18 protein-coding genes are annotated in these 15559 nt (G+C 60.1%); 15 read left to right on the top strand and 3 right to left on the bottom strand.

Features of this window, described 5'->3' with window-relative positions; translation table 11 throughout:
* Positions 1-55 precede the first annotated feature (55 nt).
* Positions 56-673: a TetR/AcrR family transcriptional regulator gene (locus WCY31_RS01355; RefSeq protein WP_345970438.1), complete on the bottom strand. Its 618-nt coding sequence runs from the start codon at positions 671-673 to the stop codon at positions 56-58.
* 93 nt (positions 674-766) lie between these two features.
* On the opposite strand from WCY31_RS01355, the gene WCY31_RS01350 reads away from it, so the two are divergent.
* From WCY31_RS01350 to WCY31_RS01295, 12 genes are all read left to right on the top strand, one after another.
* On the top strand, positions 767-1519 hold the full coding sequence (locus WCY31_RS01350; RefSeq protein WP_345972858.1) for an outer membrane lipoprotein-sorting protein: 753 nt from the start codon (positions 767-769) through the stop codon (positions 1517-1519).
* Positions 1516-2769, top strand: a complete 1254-nt coding sequence (locus WCY31_RS01345; RefSeq protein ID WP_345972857.1) for a hypothetical protein — start codon at positions 1516-1518, stop codon at positions 2767-2769. The genes WCY31_RS01350 and WCY31_RS01345 overlap by 4 nt, the downstream gene beginning before the upstream one ends.
* Positions 2770-2778: 9 nt before the next feature.
* Entirely contained in the window at positions 2779-5073 is a 2295-nt protein-coding gene (locus WCY31_RS01340; protein ID WP_345972856.1) for an efflux RND transporter permease subunit, read from the top strand.
* 129 nt (positions 5074-5202) lie between these two features.
* Positions 5203-6150: an AAA family ATPase gene (locus tag WCY31_RS01335; protein ID WP_345970433.1), complete on the top strand. Its 948-nt coding sequence runs from the start codon at positions 5203-5205 to the stop codon at positions 6148-6150.
* Between the two features lie 9 nt (positions 6151-6159).
* Entirely contained in the window at positions 6160-6993 is an 834-nt protein-coding gene (locus WCY31_RS01330; RefSeq protein ID WP_345972855.1) for a DUF58 domain-containing protein, read from the top strand.
* Positions 6994-6996: 3 nt separating this feature from the next.
* Positions 6997-7389 (top strand): LPXTG cell wall anchor domain-containing protein, encoded by a 393-nt coding sequence (locus WCY31_RS01325; protein WP_345972854.1) that lies wholly within the window; start codon positions 6997-6999, stop codon positions 7387-7389.
* Positions 7382-8278, top strand: a complete 897-nt coding sequence (locus WCY31_RS01320) for a vWA domain-containing protein (RefSeq protein WP_345972853.1) — start codon at positions 7382-7384, stop codon at positions 8276-8278. Before WCY31_RS01325 ends, WCY31_RS01320 begins: the two co-directional genes overlap by 8 nt.
* Positions 8268-9239, top strand: coding sequence for a vWA domain-containing protein (locus WCY31_RS01315; RefSeq protein ID WP_345972852.1), 972 nt, complete (start codon positions 8268-8270; stop codon positions 9237-9239). The genes WCY31_RS01320 and WCY31_RS01315 overlap by 11 nt, the downstream gene beginning before the upstream one ends.
* Complete coding sequence (locus tag WCY31_RS01310) at positions 9232-10098, top strand: tetratricopeptide repeat protein (protein ID WP_345972851.1); 867 nt, start codon at positions 9232-9234, stop codon at positions 10096-10098. The genes WCY31_RS01315 and WCY31_RS01310 overlap by 8 nt, the downstream gene beginning before the upstream one ends.
* Positions 10073-11635, top strand: a complete 1563-nt coding sequence (locus tag WCY31_RS01305) for a BatD family protein (protein ID WP_345972850.1) — start codon at positions 10073-10075, stop codon at positions 11633-11635. The genes WCY31_RS01310 and WCY31_RS01305 overlap by 26 nt, the downstream gene beginning before the upstream one ends.
* Positions 11636-11699: 64 nt before the next feature.
* Positions 11700-12104 carry a thioredoxin family protein gene (locus tag WCY31_RS01300; RefSeq protein WP_345972849.1) on the top strand — a complete coding sequence of 135 codons (405 nt, stop codon included), beginning with the start codon at positions 11700-11702 and terminating at the stop codon, positions 12102-12104.
* Positions 12105-12170: 66 nt separating this feature from the next.
* Positions 12171-12770 carry a hypothetical protein gene (locus WCY31_RS01295; RefSeq protein WP_345972848.1) on the top strand — a complete coding sequence of 200 codons (600 nt, stop codon included), beginning with the start codon at positions 12171-12173 and terminating at the stop codon, positions 12768-12770.
* A 4-nt stretch (positions 12771-12774) separates the two neighbouring features.
* On the opposite strand, the gene WCY31_RS01290 is transcribed toward WCY31_RS01295, so the two are convergent.
* Positions 12775-13800, bottom strand: coding sequence for a cytochrome-c peroxidase (locus WCY31_RS01290; RefSeq protein WP_345972847.1), 1026 nt, complete (start codon positions 13798-13800; stop codon positions 12775-12777).
* 195 nt (positions 13801-13995) lie between these two features.
* On the opposite strand from WCY31_RS01290, the gene WCY31_RS01285 reads away from it, so the two are divergent.
* The 3 genes from WCY31_RS01285 (at position 13996) to WCY31_RS01275 (ending at position 15379) form a co-directional block, all read left to right on the top strand.
* Positions 13996-14412, top strand: a complete 417-nt coding sequence (locus WCY31_RS01285) for a Fur family transcriptional regulator (protein WP_231019879.1) — start codon at positions 13996-13998, stop codon at positions 14410-14412.
* A 95-nt stretch (positions 14413-14507) separates the two neighbouring features.
* Entirely contained in the window at positions 14508-15161 is a 654-nt protein-coding gene (locus tag WCY31_RS01280; protein WP_345972846.1) for a uroporphyrinogen-III synthase, read from the top strand.
* Positions 15158-15379, top strand: a complete 222-nt coding sequence (locus WCY31_RS01275; protein WP_345970420.1) for a hypothetical protein — start codon at positions 15158-15160, stop codon at positions 15377-15379. The genes WCY31_RS01280 and WCY31_RS01275 overlap by 4 nt, the downstream gene beginning before the upstream one ends.
* Positions 15380-15382: 3 nt before the next feature.
* Here the strand turns inward: WCY31_RS01275 and WCY31_RS01270 are convergent, their stop codons facing one another.
* Complete coding sequence (locus WCY31_RS01270; RefSeq protein WP_345972845.1) at positions 15383-15556, bottom strand: hypothetical protein; 174 nt, start codon at positions 15554-15556, stop codon at positions 15383-15385.
* Between the last annotated feature and the right edge of the window lie 3 nt (positions 15557-15559).

Below are 15559 nucleotides of genomic sequence, written 5' to 3'. Positions count from 1 at the left end.
GCATTGTAAAACGTGAACGTAGCAACAGTGTAGCACGAAATGCGCCCGATGCATCCTAGTGCTCCGCTTTGAGCCCCTCAAGCAACGTGCGGTTCCCCGCCTCGAAGATCGCATCGATGTTGTCACTGATCACCAGGTGCCCGTCGATGATCAGTGAAGCCAGCCCGTGGACCGTCGACCAGACCGTCGCCGCCAGCAGAAAAGCATCCCCTTTTTTGAAGATCCCTTCCCGCTGCCCCACCTCGATCAGATGCACCAGCGCATGAAACCCAGACGCCCTCTCGGCGTCTTCAAGATCGCAGACCTCTTCGCGCTCCTGGCGCACCGTCGGCCCGAAAAGCACACGGTAGAGCTGCGGATTATTGACGGCGAAGGCGAGGTAGGCCCGCCCCATCATCGTAAAACGCGTCAGCACATCCACGTCACCCTTGGAGAAGATATCGACAAAGAAGGCGTCAAAGCGTTCGAAGCCGGCCAGGATGACTTCCCGGATCAGCGCCTCTTTGTTCTCGAAATGGCGGTAGATCGCCGTCCGCGACGCCCCGATGCGCGAGGAGAGCTCCCGCAGGGTGATGGCTTCGAGCCCCTCGCTCTCCAGCATCTCCAGGGCCGTTTCGATCGCCGATTCTTTCACATTGCCGTGGTGATACGGCCGCTTTTCATCCTGGTTCATTTCAAAAGTATAACAAAATCCCCCTTGGTGTTGACAACGGTCACATTACTATGTTAACATTGTCAACATCACCCAAGACTGGAGGACTTCCCCATGCAAAAATGGTTACCGCTGCTCTTTATCTTTGCCCTGAACACCTGGGCAATCAGCGACTACGACCTGGCGAAAAAAACCGATGCCGCGCTCAGCGGCTTCCACGATGCCGTCAGCGAAATGCAGATGACGCTCATCAACGCCAACGGCCAGACCCGTGAACGCACAATGCTGATGAAAGTGCTCGAAGGCAAAGCGGGGGACAAATCGCTGATGGAGTTCCTCACCCCGGCGGACGTCAAGGGGACCAAGTTCCTCAACTACGAACATTTCGACCGCGACGACGACCAGTGGCTCTATCTCCCCGCCCTCAAACGGGTCAAGCGGATCGCCTCGCGGAACAAGTCCGGCTCCTTCATGGGCAGCGAATTCAGCTACGAGGACCTCAGCGCGTTCAATATCGAAAAGTACACCTACGGGGGTGATGCGGAGACGGTGGAGCTCGAGGGGAAATCCTACTACAAGAGCGTCCGCTTCCCCAAGGAGAAGGACTCCGGCTATACCAAACAGGTGAGCTGGATCGACCCCGAAACCTACGTGATCGTACGGGTAGACTATTACGACCGCAAAAAGGCGCTGCTGAAAACGGCCCGTTTCAGTGACTACCGCAACGAAGGCGGAGTGTGGCGTATCGGTAAAATCGTTATGACCAACCACCAAAACGACAAGGAGACGATCCTCGTCTGGAAACACGAAAAGATCGACACCGGCCTGACGGACAAAGATTTCCATAAACGGGTCCTCAAACAGTGAGACGGCTGCTGCCCCTGCTCATTACCCTGCCGCTGGCGGCGGATGTCGACATCCGCGGCAATGTGAGCCTGCAGGGCGATGCCTTTCTTCTGCGCCAAAGCGGCAAGCACGAAAACGACGCCACCCTGCTGGGCTCCCTGGAGGCCGAATACACCTATGAGGATTTCCGCGCGGTGACCCGGATCAACGCCCAGCAGGATTATTATGACCTGCAGGCAAAGGAGGAGCAGACCGGCCGGAGCTTCCTCCGTGTCGACGAGCTTTACGGCACGCTTGATCTGGGCGACAACCAGCTGATGGCGGGGCGGAGCCTCCGCTTCTGGGGGGCGCTGGAAGTACGCAATATCGTCGACGGCTTCAACCCCGTAGACCTGCGAAACGGCCTCTTCGAGGAGGACAAGATCGGCGTCTGGAACGCGGCACTGACCCACTACACCGACAGCGGCTCGCTCTCCCTGATCGTCAAATTCGCCGAAGAGAATCAGAAGATGGCCAAGCCCCCCTATGCCTTCTACTTCTTCCCGCCCGAGGTGCGATACGACGCGACGCTCCAGACCAGCGAGTCGGACACCCTTCCGACCTATTACCTGCGTCTAAGCGGTTCGACGGAGACGGAGTACCCCCTCGATTACGCCGTGATCGTGCAGCGCGGCTACGATTCGCAGCGCTATTTCCTGGCGGGCGATCCCATCATTACGCCGATCGACCTCATCACCTATACCTATACGGTCCCCCTGGCCGAGTACGCCTACCGCGTCAACAAGGTGATAACCTACGACACCCTCGTCGTCGGCGACACCCTCTTCAAACTCGAGGCCCTCTATGCCGATGTCATTGACGATGACCATATCTCCGACTACTACCACATTGCCGCCGGGATGGAGCACACCATCGTGCAGGTGTACGGGGAAGCGGATCTCGGACTGCTGGCGGAGTACTACCGCTATGAGACGACGGAAAAAGGCAAGTATACGGACCTCGACCTCTTCGAAGTCTTCCAAAACGACCTTTTCCTCGGTCTGCGCGTCAGCCTGAACGACGTCAACAGCGCCTCGCTCGTCGGCGGGGTGGTCGCGGACCTGGAGTACGACGAGCAGAGCTACTACGCCGAGTATGAGACCCGACTTTTCGACAGTTTCAAACTCAACATCGACTACCGCTATATCGAACCCTCGAAAAACACGATGACGGCTTTCCACATGCTCGGCCGTTTTCAGAGCATCACCGCCAAATTCGGGTATTACTTTTAAGGACACTCTATGAATATCGACCGTTTTGTTGACGGCATCATCCGCTTCCGCTGGTGGGCCGCGCTGCTGATCCCGCTTATCACCCTGGCCCTGGCCTCGCAGCTGCGCTACCTGCAGTTCGAGGGAAGCTACCGCATCTGGTTCGGCGAGGAGTCCCCCATCCTCAAGCAGTACGACACCTTCCGTTCCGTCTTCGGCAACGACGATGCACTGCTTATCATGTTCCGCGACGAAGCGGGCGTTTTCAACCCCAAAGCGCTGGGCGTCGTGAAGCGGATCACCGAGGCGCTCTGGCAGACGACGGACATCGCCCGGGTCGATTCGCTGACCAACTACCAGTATGTGCACAGCGACCCGGAGTATCCCGACGACGTGATCGTGGAGGACTTCATCGACGACCCCGCCGCCCTCTCCTCCGCACAGCTGGCCGATAAGGCGCGCATCGCCGCGGGCGAGGAGATGATCGTCGGACGGATCGTCAGCGCCGACATGAAAACGACGATGATCGCGGCGCGCCTCACCCCCAAAGCCGGGGACGACCCGGAGGTCTCGGCACGGCTCAAGGCGGCGGGCGAGGCGATCGTGGCCAAAGAGGCGGCCAGCGGCTACACCTTCCACCTCGGCGGCGGCCCTATCCTCAACATGGCCTTCATCACCCTCGGCGAACACGACGTCAAGACCTTCACCCCCTTCGTGCTGCTGATCGCGATGGTGCTGCTGTGGTTTATTTTCCGCCGCCCCTCGGGGATGCTGCTGAGCCTCTCCGTCGTCATCTTCACCTTCCTCATCGTCCTGGCGGTGCAGGTGCTGCTGGGCTACCGGCTCAACAACTTCACCGCCAACCTCCCCGTTTTCGTCGTCGCCATCGGGATCGCCGACGCGATGCACCTCTTCTGGATCTACCTCGTCGGCCGGCGGCGGGGCATGGGCAACCATGACGCGATCCGTTTCAGCGTCCGTAAGAACTTTCTGCCGACCCTGCTGACCTCGCTGACGACTGCCGTCGGGTTCGCTTCCCTGGCCGTTTCCCATGTCATTCCCGTCAAGACCCTGGGCATCGCGACGGCGACCGCCGCACTGCTCGCCTTTGTGCTGACGATCCTTTTCGTCCCGGCCATGCTGGCGATCCTCAACCCGAAAGTGGCGAAGAGCGAAGCGGAGGAATCCGAAAGCCATGACGCGCTCTCGCTGCGAAGCGCCCGTTTTATCATGCGCCATGACCGCGGCATCCTCCTTGGCAGCCTGCTGCTCTTTACCCTGATCGGCATCGGGATCGCCTGGGTAAAGGTCGACTCGAATACGGTGCGCTATTTCAAAGAGCATGTCCCCTTCCGGGAGACGGTGACCTTCGTGCAGCGCAACCTTACCGGGCCGATGGCCTACGAGATCGTCGTGGATTCGGGGGAGAAGGACGGCATCAAATCCCCCGAATTCATGCGGACCGTCGCCCGCTTCACCGAGGCGTTCAAAGCGCAGTATCCGGCGGTGCGCCACACCACTTCCCTCGTCGACGTCGTCGAAAAGTTCAACGACGTCATGGATGGCAGCCCGACCGTACCGGACGGGCGCAACCTGATCGCCCAGTACCTGCTGCTCTACTCGCTCTCCCTGCCCCAGGGGATGGAAATAAACGACCGCATGGACGTCAACGAACGGCGGCTTCGGGTCACCGCGTCAGTGGACATCGTCGATACCTCCCTCGACCTGGAGATGATGCAGTGGGTCGAGGATTGGTGGGCCCAGACCCCCTACCGCGCCCAGGTCAACGGACAGACGGAGATGTTCGCGCATATGCAGCATGACGTCACCGACACCCTTGTCGAGTCAATCCTGCTCGCCATCGCAGCGGTCTCGCTGATGATGATGCTGATCTTCCGCAACCTCCGCATGATCCCCCTCTTTATCATCCCCAACGTGCTGCCCATCGCCCTCGTCGTCGGGGTCATGGGGTGGCTGGGGATCACCATCGACCTCGGCGTCGCGGTCTCCGGGGCCATCATTATCGGGGTGGCGGTGGACGACACCATCCACTTCCTCGTCAAATACCGCGAAGCGCGGCGGGAGGGTGAAAGCTTCGAAGCGGCGCTCGCCTACGTCTACCACTATGCGGGCAAGGCGATCGTCTTTACCACCCTTATCCTCAGCGCGGCCTTTATGATTTTCGCGCTGAGCGACTTCGTCCCCAACGTCAACTTCGGGATCGTCACGGCCTCGGCCCTGGTGATCGCCGTCGTCATCGACCTGCTGATGCTCCCCGCGTGGCTGAGCCTCGTCGACAGCGGCAAACGCAGCCGCATCGCCTAACAAACAGGTGAGGCGCGCTACGCCGCGCAACACCGCTGCCACGATTTACCAATTGTTATATGTGGATTTACACCCGATTTACCCCGCCCGAATATGATTGCGTATCACACGATCCGAGGATGGGAAAAAATGAACGAGAAAATCCACGCCATCAAGACCGAAATCGCCAAGGTGATGGTCGGACAGGAGGCGCTGATCGACGCACTGCTGATCGGCCTCATCACCGACGGCCACATTCTCGTCGAGGGGGTGCCGGGCCTGGCGAAAACGACGGCCATCAACTCCCTGGCCAAGGCGTTGGGACTGGATTTCAAACGGGTACAATTCACCCCAGACCTGCTCCCCAGCGACATCGTCGGGACCGAAATGTACGACCAGCGCAACGGCGCGTTCAAGGTCAAGATGGGTCCCGCCTTTACCCACCTGCTCCTCGCCGACGAGATCAACCGCGCCCCGGCAAAGGTGCAATCGGCCCTGCTGGAGGTGATGCAGGAGCACCAGATCACCATCGGCGACGACACCTTCAAACTCGCCGACCCCTTCCTCGTCCTCGCGACCCAGAACCCCGTCGAGCAGGAGGGGACCTACCGCCTCCCCGAGGCGCAGCTCGACCGTTTCATGCTCAAAGTCCTCGTCGACTACAACAGCTTCGAGGAGGAGATGCAGATCGTCGACCGCATCGCGAACCGCAGCGTCGGGGCGATCATGCAGGTCGCCGGTGCCGATGACATCCTCGCCATGCGCGACGAAGTGCAGAGCATCCATGTCGACGAGGCCGTCACCCGCTACATGATGAAGATCATCTTCGCTACCCGCGAGCCGGAGAAGTACGGGGTCGGCGAGATCGCCGAATACCTCGAATACGGCGCAAGCCCCCGGGCCTCCATCAACCTCTACAAGGCCGCCAAGGCCCGTGCCTACCTGCGCGGCAATGACTTCGTCACCCCCCTCGACGTCGCCGACACGGTCCGGGGCGTCCTGCGCCACCGTATGGTGCTGAACTACCGGGCCGAAGCCGCCGGTGTCACCGCCGACGACCTCATCGGCACGATCATGCAGACGATCAAGCTCCCCTAAGGCCTGAGAGTGCTGGCGCACAAGAGCGAAGAGATCCTGATCCGTACCCGCCGCAACATCTTCGGCAGCAACGCCGGGGGCAACCCGAGCATCTTCGCGGGCAACGGGCTGGACTTCGCCGAACTCAAAGAGTACACCATCGGCGATGACGTGCGTACCCTCAACTGGAAGGTGACCGCCAGGGAGCAGCGCCCCTTCGTCAACGTCTTCAACGAGGAGCGCGAACTCAACATCGTCTGCGTCTACCTCGAGAGCGGCAGCATCTTTTTCGGCTCGCAACGCTTCAAGCAGGAGGTGATGGCCGAAGCCCTCTCACTCATCTCCTACTCGGCGCTGAAAAACGACGACCGCGTCTCCACCCTTGTCTTCAGCGACAAAGAGGAGTTCTTCCTGCCGCCGACCCGCGCCCTGGGCTCCCTGCATGTCACCGTCCCCGAGGTACTGGGCCGCGACCCGCTGGGCAAGCGCGTCGATTTTGCCGCGCTCGTCGACCACCTCAACGGCCGCGTCCGCCAGCGTTCGCTCATCTTCCTCATCGGCGACTTCTACGGCGACGGCATCGACCTTTCGCTGCTCGCCCGCCACGAGGTCTACGCCATCATCGTCCGCGACCGCTTCGAGGAGAACCCCGCGCTCTCCGGCGAGATCGGCCTGCTCGACGCGCAGAGCATGGAGGGCACGACCCTGGAACTCTCCCCCGCCCTCGCCGCACGCTACCGCGCTGCACTGGAGGCGCGGGACAAGACCCTCGTCGAGCACCTCGCCTCCCACCGCATCACCGCGACGAAACTCTACACCGACGAAGAGCCCTTCGTGAAGCTCTCCGCGCTGTTCCGGAGGTAGGCGATGCCCGGACAGACCCTCCCGCTCAAAGACATCAAGCCCATTGTCGCCGTCCCCGACCACTCACTCTGGCTCCTCACCGCCCTTGTCGCAGTAGGCATCCTCCTGCTGGGCCTTCTGCTCTTCTGGCTGCTCAAACGGCGCCGCAATGGGGGCGACCCCAAACGGACCGAGGCGCTGAAACGGCTGCAGGCGCTCGATTTCAGCGACACGAAAAGTGCCGTCTACGACTTCAGCCTGCTGGGGCACTTCGTGGCGACGCCGGAGACGATGCCGACCTTCCGGGCGCTGCTCGCGGAACTCGAACCCTACAAGTACCAAAAAAGCGTCCCCGCCCTGGACACCGCGCTCGAAACGAGGCTGCGCGATTTCATCAAGGAGGCACGCCGTGGGTGAGTGGACGCTGGAGTACCCCTGGGCGCTGGGACTGATCGCCCTCTTTTTCCTCTGCGAGGCCCTCTGCCGGGCCAAGACGCAGCAGATGCTCTTTCCCGACACGGCGCTGCTGCGCACCCTTTCCGCCCGGAGCGGCTGGCTCACCCGGGGGATCAAACTGCTCCTCTTCGCCCTGCTCGCCCTCGCCCTCGCTTCGCCGATCCGCCAGAACGAGGTCGTCGTCAGCGACGACAAGGGGTACGAGCTCTCCCTCGTCCTCGACGCCAGCGGCTCCATGCGCCAAATGGACAAATTCGGCATCGTCAAGAAGATCGTGCTCGACTTCATCGACAAGCGTGAGCACGACAAGCTCGCCCTGACCCTCTTCGCCGACTTCGCCTACGTCGCCATGCCGCTGACCTATGACAAACAGAGCCTGAAACAGCTGCTCTCCAAGGTCGACGTCGGCATCGCCGGCATGCAGCGCACGGCGCTCTACGAGGCGCTCTTCATGAGCACCAAGCTCTTCAAATCCTCCGACGCCAAGGAGAAGATCGCCATTTTGCTCACCGACGGGATCGACAACACCTCCCAGGTTCCCCTCGACGTGGCCATCCAGAGTGCCGTCAAGCACGGCATCAAAGTCTACGTCATCGGCGTCGGCGGCCGCGGAGACTACAACCCGGAGGTACTCAGAAAGATCGCCCGGGAGACGGGCGGGAAATTCTACGAGGCGGGAAGCGTCGAACGGCTGAAACGGATCTACGACGAGATCGACACCCTGGAGAAGAGCGAGATCAAGGCGGACAAGTACGTCAAGAAGCGCTACTACTTCCAGTACCCGCTCGGCGCGGCGCTGCTGCTGCTCGTGCTTTATGCCGCCATGCGAAGGAGAGGCCATGCACTTTGAACAGCCGCACCTGCTTTTCTTGCTGATCGTACTGCTACCGCTCGCGCTGTTGCTTTTCGCGCCGCGCAAAGCGGCCCGGAACGCCTTTGCCCCGGAGGTGCTGAAACTACTGCTTCAGCGCACCTCCACCGTGCCGCAGTGGCTGCGCAGCGCTCTGCTGCTCGCGGCAGCGGCGCTCTTCATCGTCGCCCTCGCCCGACCGGTCGTCGACCATGGCGAGATCAAGGTACAGAGCAGTACGATCGACCTCATCGTCGGCTTCGACATCTCCCGCTCCATGTTCGCCAACGACGTCTACCCCAGCCGCCTTGCCCTGGCCAAGCGGAAATTTGACGCCCTGCTAGGCGACATCAACGGCACCCGCATCGGGGTGATCGGGTTCAGCGCCCGGGCCTTCATGGTCTCCCCGCTGACCGAGGATTTTGCGACCCTGCGCTACCTCGTCTCAAACATGAACACCGATTCCATCAGCCTGCGCGGCACCGACCTGCTCCAGGCCCTTCAGCAGACCGATACCCTCCTGGAGGGGAGCGACAAAAAAGCGCTCCTGCTCTTTACCGACGGCGGCGGCGGCAGCGATTTCGATCAAGAGATCGCCTACGCCAGGGCCCACAACATCGTCGTCTTCCTCTATAACATCGGCACGGAGAAGGGCGGGGTCATCCCGACCGAACAGGGGGCCATGACGGACAAGCACGGCGACATCGTCGTCGTCCGCCGCAACGACGACGTGAAAGCCCTCGCCCTGCAAAGCGGCGGCGCCTATCTGCCCTACTCCCTCAAACACAATGACATCAAGGCCCTTGCCGATGCGCTGAAGTCATGCTTTACGCCGCGCAGGGAAAAGAGCGACGTCATCCGCGATCTGCAGGAGCTCTTCGTCTGGCCGCTTAGTGCTGGCGTTCTCCTGCTGCTGATGGCACTCTACTCCCTGCCGCAGCGAAGGAGACGCCATGCTTAGATACCTTCTGCCCTGCCTCGCCGCGGGAGTGCTCCATGCGGGGGTGACGGATTTCCACACCCTCTCCAACGCCGCATCGGCCTACAACGGCGGCGATTACGCCGCGGCAGCTGAGGGCTATGGCATGCTGCAGAGCAAAAACGACGCCGCCCGCTTCAACTACGGCGACGCCCTCTATAAACAGCAGAAGTATAAAGAGGCGGCAGACGTCTTTACGCAGATCCGTGCCCCGGAGCTCAAACAAAAAGCGCTGCACAACCTCGGGAACAGCCTCGCCAACCTGGGCAAAACCGACGAAGCGATCAAGGCCTACGAAGAAGCGCTGAAACTCGGCAAAGACGACGATACGCAGTACAATCTCGACCTCCTGAAAAAACAGAAGGAGCAGGAGCAGGAGCAGCAAAAAGAGGACAACCAAAACAATCAGAACGACCAGAACCAGTCCAAGCAGAATGATCAGCAGCAAAACAAGCAGAAGCAACAGGGTGATCAACAAAACAAGGACCAAAAGAGCCAGGACGACGCCTCAAAGGGAGAAGATCAGCAGCAAAAAAAGGATCAGCAGAACGGCGAACAGAAGGAGCAGGAGAAACAGGCGGACGGAGAACGCGACAAACAGCAGGAATCGAAAGAACAAAGCGGCAAGCAGGACGAAAAACAGCAGGAGGCTGAGAGGCAGCCTGAAGAAGCACCGGAAAGCCCCGAAACAGGCAAACAGCAGGCCGCGATGGCTGACCCCATCAGCGATATGGAAGAGCGCAAATACAACCAGATGCTCGACAAGCGCGGCATCAAAACATTGATGATCCCGCTATCGGGCAAAGGAGAACCCCATGATGACGAAACGACCCCTTGGTAAGATCCTGGCGCTGCTGCTGCTAGGGCTGCCGCTTTTCGCGGCGGTGACCGCCACCGTCGACAACCCCGCCGTCACCCGCGGCGACCCGGTCACCCTGACGATCAGCGCCACCGGCGACGACATCCGCTTCCCGGCGCTGACGGAGATCGCAGGCTACCCCATCCAGAGCCGCGGCACGAGCCGGAACATCTCCATCGTGAACGGCCATACGACGCGTGCGGTCGAGCAGCGGCTCGTCTTTACCCCGACGGAGGACACTGCCATCCCCGCCCTCGACGTGACTGTTGACGGCACGGTCGAACACACCCTTCCTCTGCATGTCAAAGTCGTCGCGCCCCAGGCCGCAGCGAAGGGGGCGCCCGTACAGATGCTGCTGCGCCTCTCCAAAGCGAAAGCCTATGTCGGCGAGCCGGTCGAACTCGACCTCGTCTTCAAATACCTGCCCGGGGAGCGCATCGACGACATCCGCATCAGCGAACCGACCCTCGAGCACTTCTGGATCAAGCGCATCAACACCCAGGCCGAACGTTCCGCCGACAGCGAAGGGTACATCACCCAGTCCTACCGCTACCTGCTCTTTCCGCAGCAGAGCGGCGACCTCGAAATCCCCGCCATTTTCGCCCAGATCGGCACCAAGGTCAGCACCGGCCGCGGCGGGATGGGCGGCGATCCCTTCTTCAACGACCCCTTCTTCGGCGCGGCCCGGATGCAGTACCGCAAAGTCTACTCCGAGCCGGCGACCTTGCATGTCACCGCACTGCCGCAGGGGCTGGAGGTCTACGGCCGGTTCACGATGCATGCCGACATCGATAAAACGTCCGTGGACACCAACAAGCCAGTCAACCTCCACATCCATATCGAAGGCAACGGCAACGTCGAGGATATCCCCAAGTTCGACCCGCACTTCGCCCACGCCATCGTCTACGCCAACGACCCGAAAACGACAAGCACGCTTCAAGACGGCAAATACTTCGGTACCTTTGACCAGACCATTGCCATTATCCCTGACCGCGATCTCACCGTCACGCCGCAGACCTTCCGCTATTTCGATGCCAAAACCGCGCAACCGGCAACCCTGCAGACCCCGCCTTTCTTTGTCAAGGTCAAGGGCGCGGCATCGGTACCGGCGGCCGCGGCGGCACCGCATGTCGAAACGGCCGCCCCCGCGACGGCGGCGGCAGTACAGACACCTGCCCTGTCGGGTAGCAGCCGTTTCAGCCCCTTGGAAGCCCTGGGCATCTTCGCCGCCGGGGCGGCCGCGGGCGTCCTGTCGTACTGGCTACTGCTACTGCGCGGCCGCGACCGTCTCCCGAAAAAGAGGGAGCTTCCCCCGATGGCCAAACGGGTCAAAGCCGCCAAAAGCGACCGCACCCTCTTCGAACTGCTGCTGCCGCTCAAGGGGAGCGCCAAACCGATTGACGACGCCCTGGCCCAGTTGGAGGCCAACCTCTACCGCGGCGCCGACCATGCCGTCGACCGCAAAGCACTGGCGGACTATTTCGGCGGTCAGACCGGGGAGGATGTCGCCTTAATCTGACGCAATTTTGTACAGGTTTCCGGCGTGCGCTCTGCTATAATGGAGTGTTTTCGGAGGAGACCCCATGCGCCTGATACTTCCGGCTCTTTTCCTGTTTTACGGCATCCTGCATGCCGATATCGCCTGGTATACCGGGTATGATGAGGCGGTACGGGCCGCAAAACTCGCCCACAAGCCGCTGATGCTCTTCCTCACAAAACCCCGATGCAAAGTCCGCGGCTTTATGCAAAAGGATGTCTTCACGGACCCGGAGGTCGCCGCGTACATCGAAGCCCACTTCATCGCCGCCGATATCTGGAACGACCATGAGAGCCTGCCCCTAAAGTACCGGGTCACCGCCAGCCCCGTTTTTACCTTCCTCGACGCCGACGGGGACGAGATCATTGAGCAGGTCGTCGGGGGCAAACCGCCCTCCCGCTTCCTGGAGACCCTGCACAGCGTCATCGACGACAACCCCCAATTTCGGTAGCACCGCGCAGCGCGAGCCGTTACCAAAGGGTGGTACACTGTTGCCAACGCGCCCCAAGGAGAGAGGATGAAATTAACCTACGCCGGCCCCAAGCCGCTTATCTCCCACAGCGGCATCGTCTTCGACAGGAAAAAAGAGGACAAGTACCGTTATATCCCCTTCACCGTCTCCCTGCTGCTGGCCCTCGACCACGACTACACCTCGTCGCAAAACTATACCTATACGCCCGACCGGAAGCATTACAGCGACGAAGAGCTGCTTCGGATCATCACCGCGCACTGCCAGAATGCGAAAACCGAGGCGCAAAGGCGCCTGAACGACAAAGCGGCCGAACTCGACGAAGAACTCCGGCGGGTGCAGAGCGCGCTTTCGCTCTCCGCCGAAGCCCGCTCCGTCCTGCGGACCAACCTGATGCTGATGCGCGACTACCGCCTGCAGCGCACCGTCAATAAGAGCCTCTACTACAGCGCGGCCGGCGCCCTCGTCACCCTGGTCGCCGCCAAACGACTGCAGTATATCCAGACACCGTTCACGCCGGAGTATTTTCATGTCTTTCATACCATGGAAGGGATCATACGCAGACGGCGTCTTGCGCTCGCTGCACAGCTTGAGGTTTATGAGGAAAAGGGGGAGTTGATGGTGCGGCTGGCGCTGGCCGGCCGCTAGAGGGTTACTTGCCGGAATCCGGCAGCGGTGTTTTGGCCGTACGGGCCGGCAGGACCGGGTACTCGACGACCGGTTTCTCGCCCGTCAGCGCTTTGAGGAAGGTCTCGATGCTCTCCGTCTCTGCGTCAGTCAGTTTGACACCCAGCTGGGTCTCGCCCATGATCTTGATCGCCTCTTTCAGGCTCCAGACCGTACCGTTGTGGAAATAAGGCGCCGTCTCTTCGACGTTGCGCAGCGTCGGAACCTTGACCATCCCGTTCGCATCGCCTTTGAAGTCGCCGACGCCCATATACTTGAACTTGCCCATCAGCGGGAACGGCTGCATCCCGCCGCCGACGGCCACGCCGGTGTGACAGCTCGCACACCCTTTGTCAATAAAGGTCTGCAGACCGGCCTTCTCCTCTTTGGAAAGCGCTTTGTCACAGCCGCGCAGGTACTCGTCGAAGCGTGACGGCGTTACCAGCGTGCGCTCGAAGGAGGCGATGACATCCGCAATGTCTTTGAAGGTCGGAACCATCTTCTGGTCATTGTAGGCGTGGCGGAACGCCGCGACATAATCGGGAATGGAGTTGACGACGGCGGCGACGTGCTCAGGCTTGGCCGCCATTTCCGGCGCCGCCTGCATCGGTCCCTGCGCCTGGTCTTCAAGGTCCGGGCTGCGTCCGTCCCAGAACTGCTTCTCAGCAAAAACGGCGTTGTAGACCGACGGAGAGTTCAGGTGGTGGGGGTTGTGCGCCCAGTTGTGGCCGATCGCCGCCGGCACGCCGTCCACACCGCCGGTGGCGAGGTTGTGACAGGTGTTACAGCTGATGATCTCGCTCTTTGAAAGGCGCGGATCGAAAAAGAGCTGTTTGCCGAGCTCGACCTTCTGGGCATTCATCGGGTTCTTCGGATTGTCGATGAGTTTATAGAGTTCGGTCGTGCTTTTCGGAATGGGGGCGAGGCCCATCGCCTTGGCCTGATCGGCCAGTGTCTCCGCGGATGCGGCGGAAGCCAGGACACATGCTGTCAACGCAATTTTTTTAAACATTTTTCTCTCCTTGATTATTCAATCCTCCGCCGGAAATGCGGAAGTTCCAAATTCATGTGATGGGAAAATTCTACCTACAAACGATAATTTTTTTCCTTAAATAAATAGACTACTTTTACTTAATGGAAAATAATAAACACCGCCTTCCTTCTACGATTATTTCGACTTTTACCTTTTTGGTGCTTTAATGCTACTATGAATAAAGAACTCATAGCCACAAACCTGCGGAACCACCATCTCAAGGTGACCCCGCAGCGGCTCAAGATCGTCGAAAGCCTCAACACCTTCGGCCACCTGAACATCGATATGCTTTACCAGGAGGTAAAAGAAGCGTATCCGAACGTTTCGCTGGCGACGGTGTACAAGAATATTGCCATAATGACGGAAAACGGACTGCTCGAAGAGGTGAAAGTCCCCGAGAGCAAGAGTGTTTTCGAGATCCGAAAAGAGCCGCACCTGCACCTGCACTGCAGCGAATGCGGGAAGATCGAAGATTTTTCCTTCGATACGGAGCAGATCAGAGCGCACGCCGAAGCCGTCAGCGGCTACAGCATCCAAAGCAGCGATATCGTGCTGCGGGGCATCTGCCCGGCGTGCCAGAAAAAGCGTTAACAGTTTAGTAACTTTTCTTTACTATACTTTCCCTACCTTCATTCAAAGCGTCTCCTTCTCCCGACATCCACCGGGAGTTGGTTATAATCCATTCTATGACAATACGGCCCATCTATCTTCTTTCTGTGACCCCCTCCGATGATCCCGACATTACCCATCTGCCGATCCTGGAAACGGCATGGCTGCAACCCAAAGTCGATCTTTCACGGATCGACGGCATCATCTTTACCTCGAAAAACGGCGTCGACGCCCTCGAAAAGATCGCCCCGGAGTGGAAAAGCGTGCCCGTGCTCAGCGTCGGGAAGGGAACCCGTCAGCGTGTGGAAGCACTCGGCGGCACGGTTGCGGGGACGGTCAAGGGGTACGGCGAGATGCTGTATGAACTTATCCGGGAGCGTTTCCCCCGTTTCCGCTGGCTCTATGCACGCCCCCGGGTCGTTGCGTCGGATTTTGCCTCCCGGCTGCGCGAAGAGGGGGTTGTCGTGGAGGAGGCCGTGGTCTATGAGACCCTCTGCCGGGCCGATAAAATGGACGTTGCGATTCCCGACGACAGCATACTGATCTTTACCTCGCCTTCGGCACTGCACTGCTTTCAGAGCCGCTTTGTCCTGGCCCAGACCCACAGCGTCGTCGCCATCGGCCGCACGACAGAGAAGAGCCTTCCCGGCCGGAAGGTCCACATCGCCCCCGAACCGACCGTCGCGGCCTGTATCACCCTCGCAAAACAGCTGGCAAAGGAGCAAGTATGATCGACACCGACCGCATGATCTGCGTCTGCAATTCGATGGATATGAAGGCGATTGCCGAATGCATCAAAACCCATGGCTGGGAGAGCGTCGACGCGATGCTCAATCACCGCGAGTGCGAACTGGGCAACAAATGCGAGTCCTGTATCGAAGACGGGTATGAGAACGACGGCTATTCGCTGGCGATGGTCCTCTCCCTGGTCAAACAGGGGCGGCTCTGAGCGCTAGCAGTCTCTGCGTTTGCCGAAGAGACAGGGGCCGTTTTTGATGATCTTGCGAACAGAGAAGAAGAGGAAGAGAAGGGAGACGGCCCCGGCGGCTGCCCCGTAGAGCAGCTGCCCGTGCATCCAGAGCGAGACGGCGAAGGCGCCGACGACGATGAAAACGACGAAACACATCCG

Source organism: Sulfurimonas sp. HSL3-1, assembly GCF_039645995.1.
Lineage (GTDB): Bacteria > Campylobacterota > Campylobacteria > Campylobacterales > Sulfurimonadaceae > Thiomicrolovo > Thiomicrolovo diazotrophicus.
The sequence above is the reverse complement of the archived record's forward strand: the minus strand, read 5'-3'. Positions and strand labels throughout refer to the sequence as shown.

Bases quoted from the DNA above. Each gene is read 5' to 3' on its own strand.
- WCY31_RS01305 (WP_345972850.1), top strand. From the start codon at position 10,073: ATGATGACGAAACGACCCCTTGGTAAGATCCTGGCGCTGCTGCTGCTA.
- WCY31_RS01325 (WP_345972854.1), top strand. From the start codon at position 6,997: ATGCCCGGACAGACCCTCCCGCTCAAAGACATCAAGCCCATTGTCGCC.
- WCY31_RS01290 (WP_345972847.1), bottom strand. From the start codon at position 13,800: ATGTTTAAAAAAATTGCGTTGACAGCATGTGTCCTGGCTTCCGCCGCA.
- WCY31_RS01270 (WP_345972845.1), bottom strand. From the start codon at position 15,556: ATGTGTTTCGTCGTTTTCATCGTCGTCGGCGCCTTCGCCGTCTCGCTC.
- WCY31_RS01285 (WP_231019879.1), top strand. From the start codon at position 13,996: ATGAATAAAGAACTCATAGCCACAAACCTGCGGAACCACCATCTCAAG.
- WCY31_RS01350 (WP_345972858.1), top strand. From the start codon at position 767: ATGCAAAAATGGTTACCGCTGCTCTTTATCTTTGCCCTGAACACCTGG.
- WCY31_RS01355 (WP_345970438.1), bottom strand. From the start codon at position 673: ATGAACCAGGATGAAAAGCGGCCGTATCACCACGGCAATGTGAAAGAA.
- WCY31_RS01295 (WP_345972848.1), top strand. From the start codon at position 12,171: ATGAAATTAACCTACGCCGGCCCCAAGCCGCTTATCTCCCACAGCGGC.
- WCY31_RS01280 (WP_345972846.1), top strand. From the start codon at position 14,508: ATGACAATACGGCCCATCTATCTTCTTTCTGTGACCCCCTCCGATGAT.
- WCY31_RS01275 (WP_345970420.1), top strand. From the start codon at position 15,158: ATGATCGACACCGACCGCATGATCTGCGTCTGCAATTCGATGGATATG.
- WCY31_RS01335 (WP_345970433.1), top strand. From the start codon at position 5,203: ATGAACGAGAAAATCCACGCCATCAAGACCGAAATCGCCAAGGTGATG.
- WCY31_RS01315 (WP_345972852.1), top strand. From the start codon at position 8,268: ATGCACTTTGAACAGCCGCACCTGCTTTTCTTGCTGATCGTACTGCTA.
- WCY31_RS01340 (WP_345972856.1), top strand. From the start codon at position 2,779: ATGAATATCGACCGTTTTGTTGACGGCATCATCCGCTTCCGCTGGTGG.
- WCY31_RS01310 (WP_345972851.1), top strand. From the start codon at position 9,232: ATGCTTAGATACCTTCTGCCCTGCCTCGCCGCGGGAGTGCTCCATGCG.
- WCY31_RS01300 (WP_345972849.1), top strand. From the start codon at position 11,700: ATGCGCCTGATACTTCCGGCTCTTTTCCTGTTTTACGGCATCCTGCAT.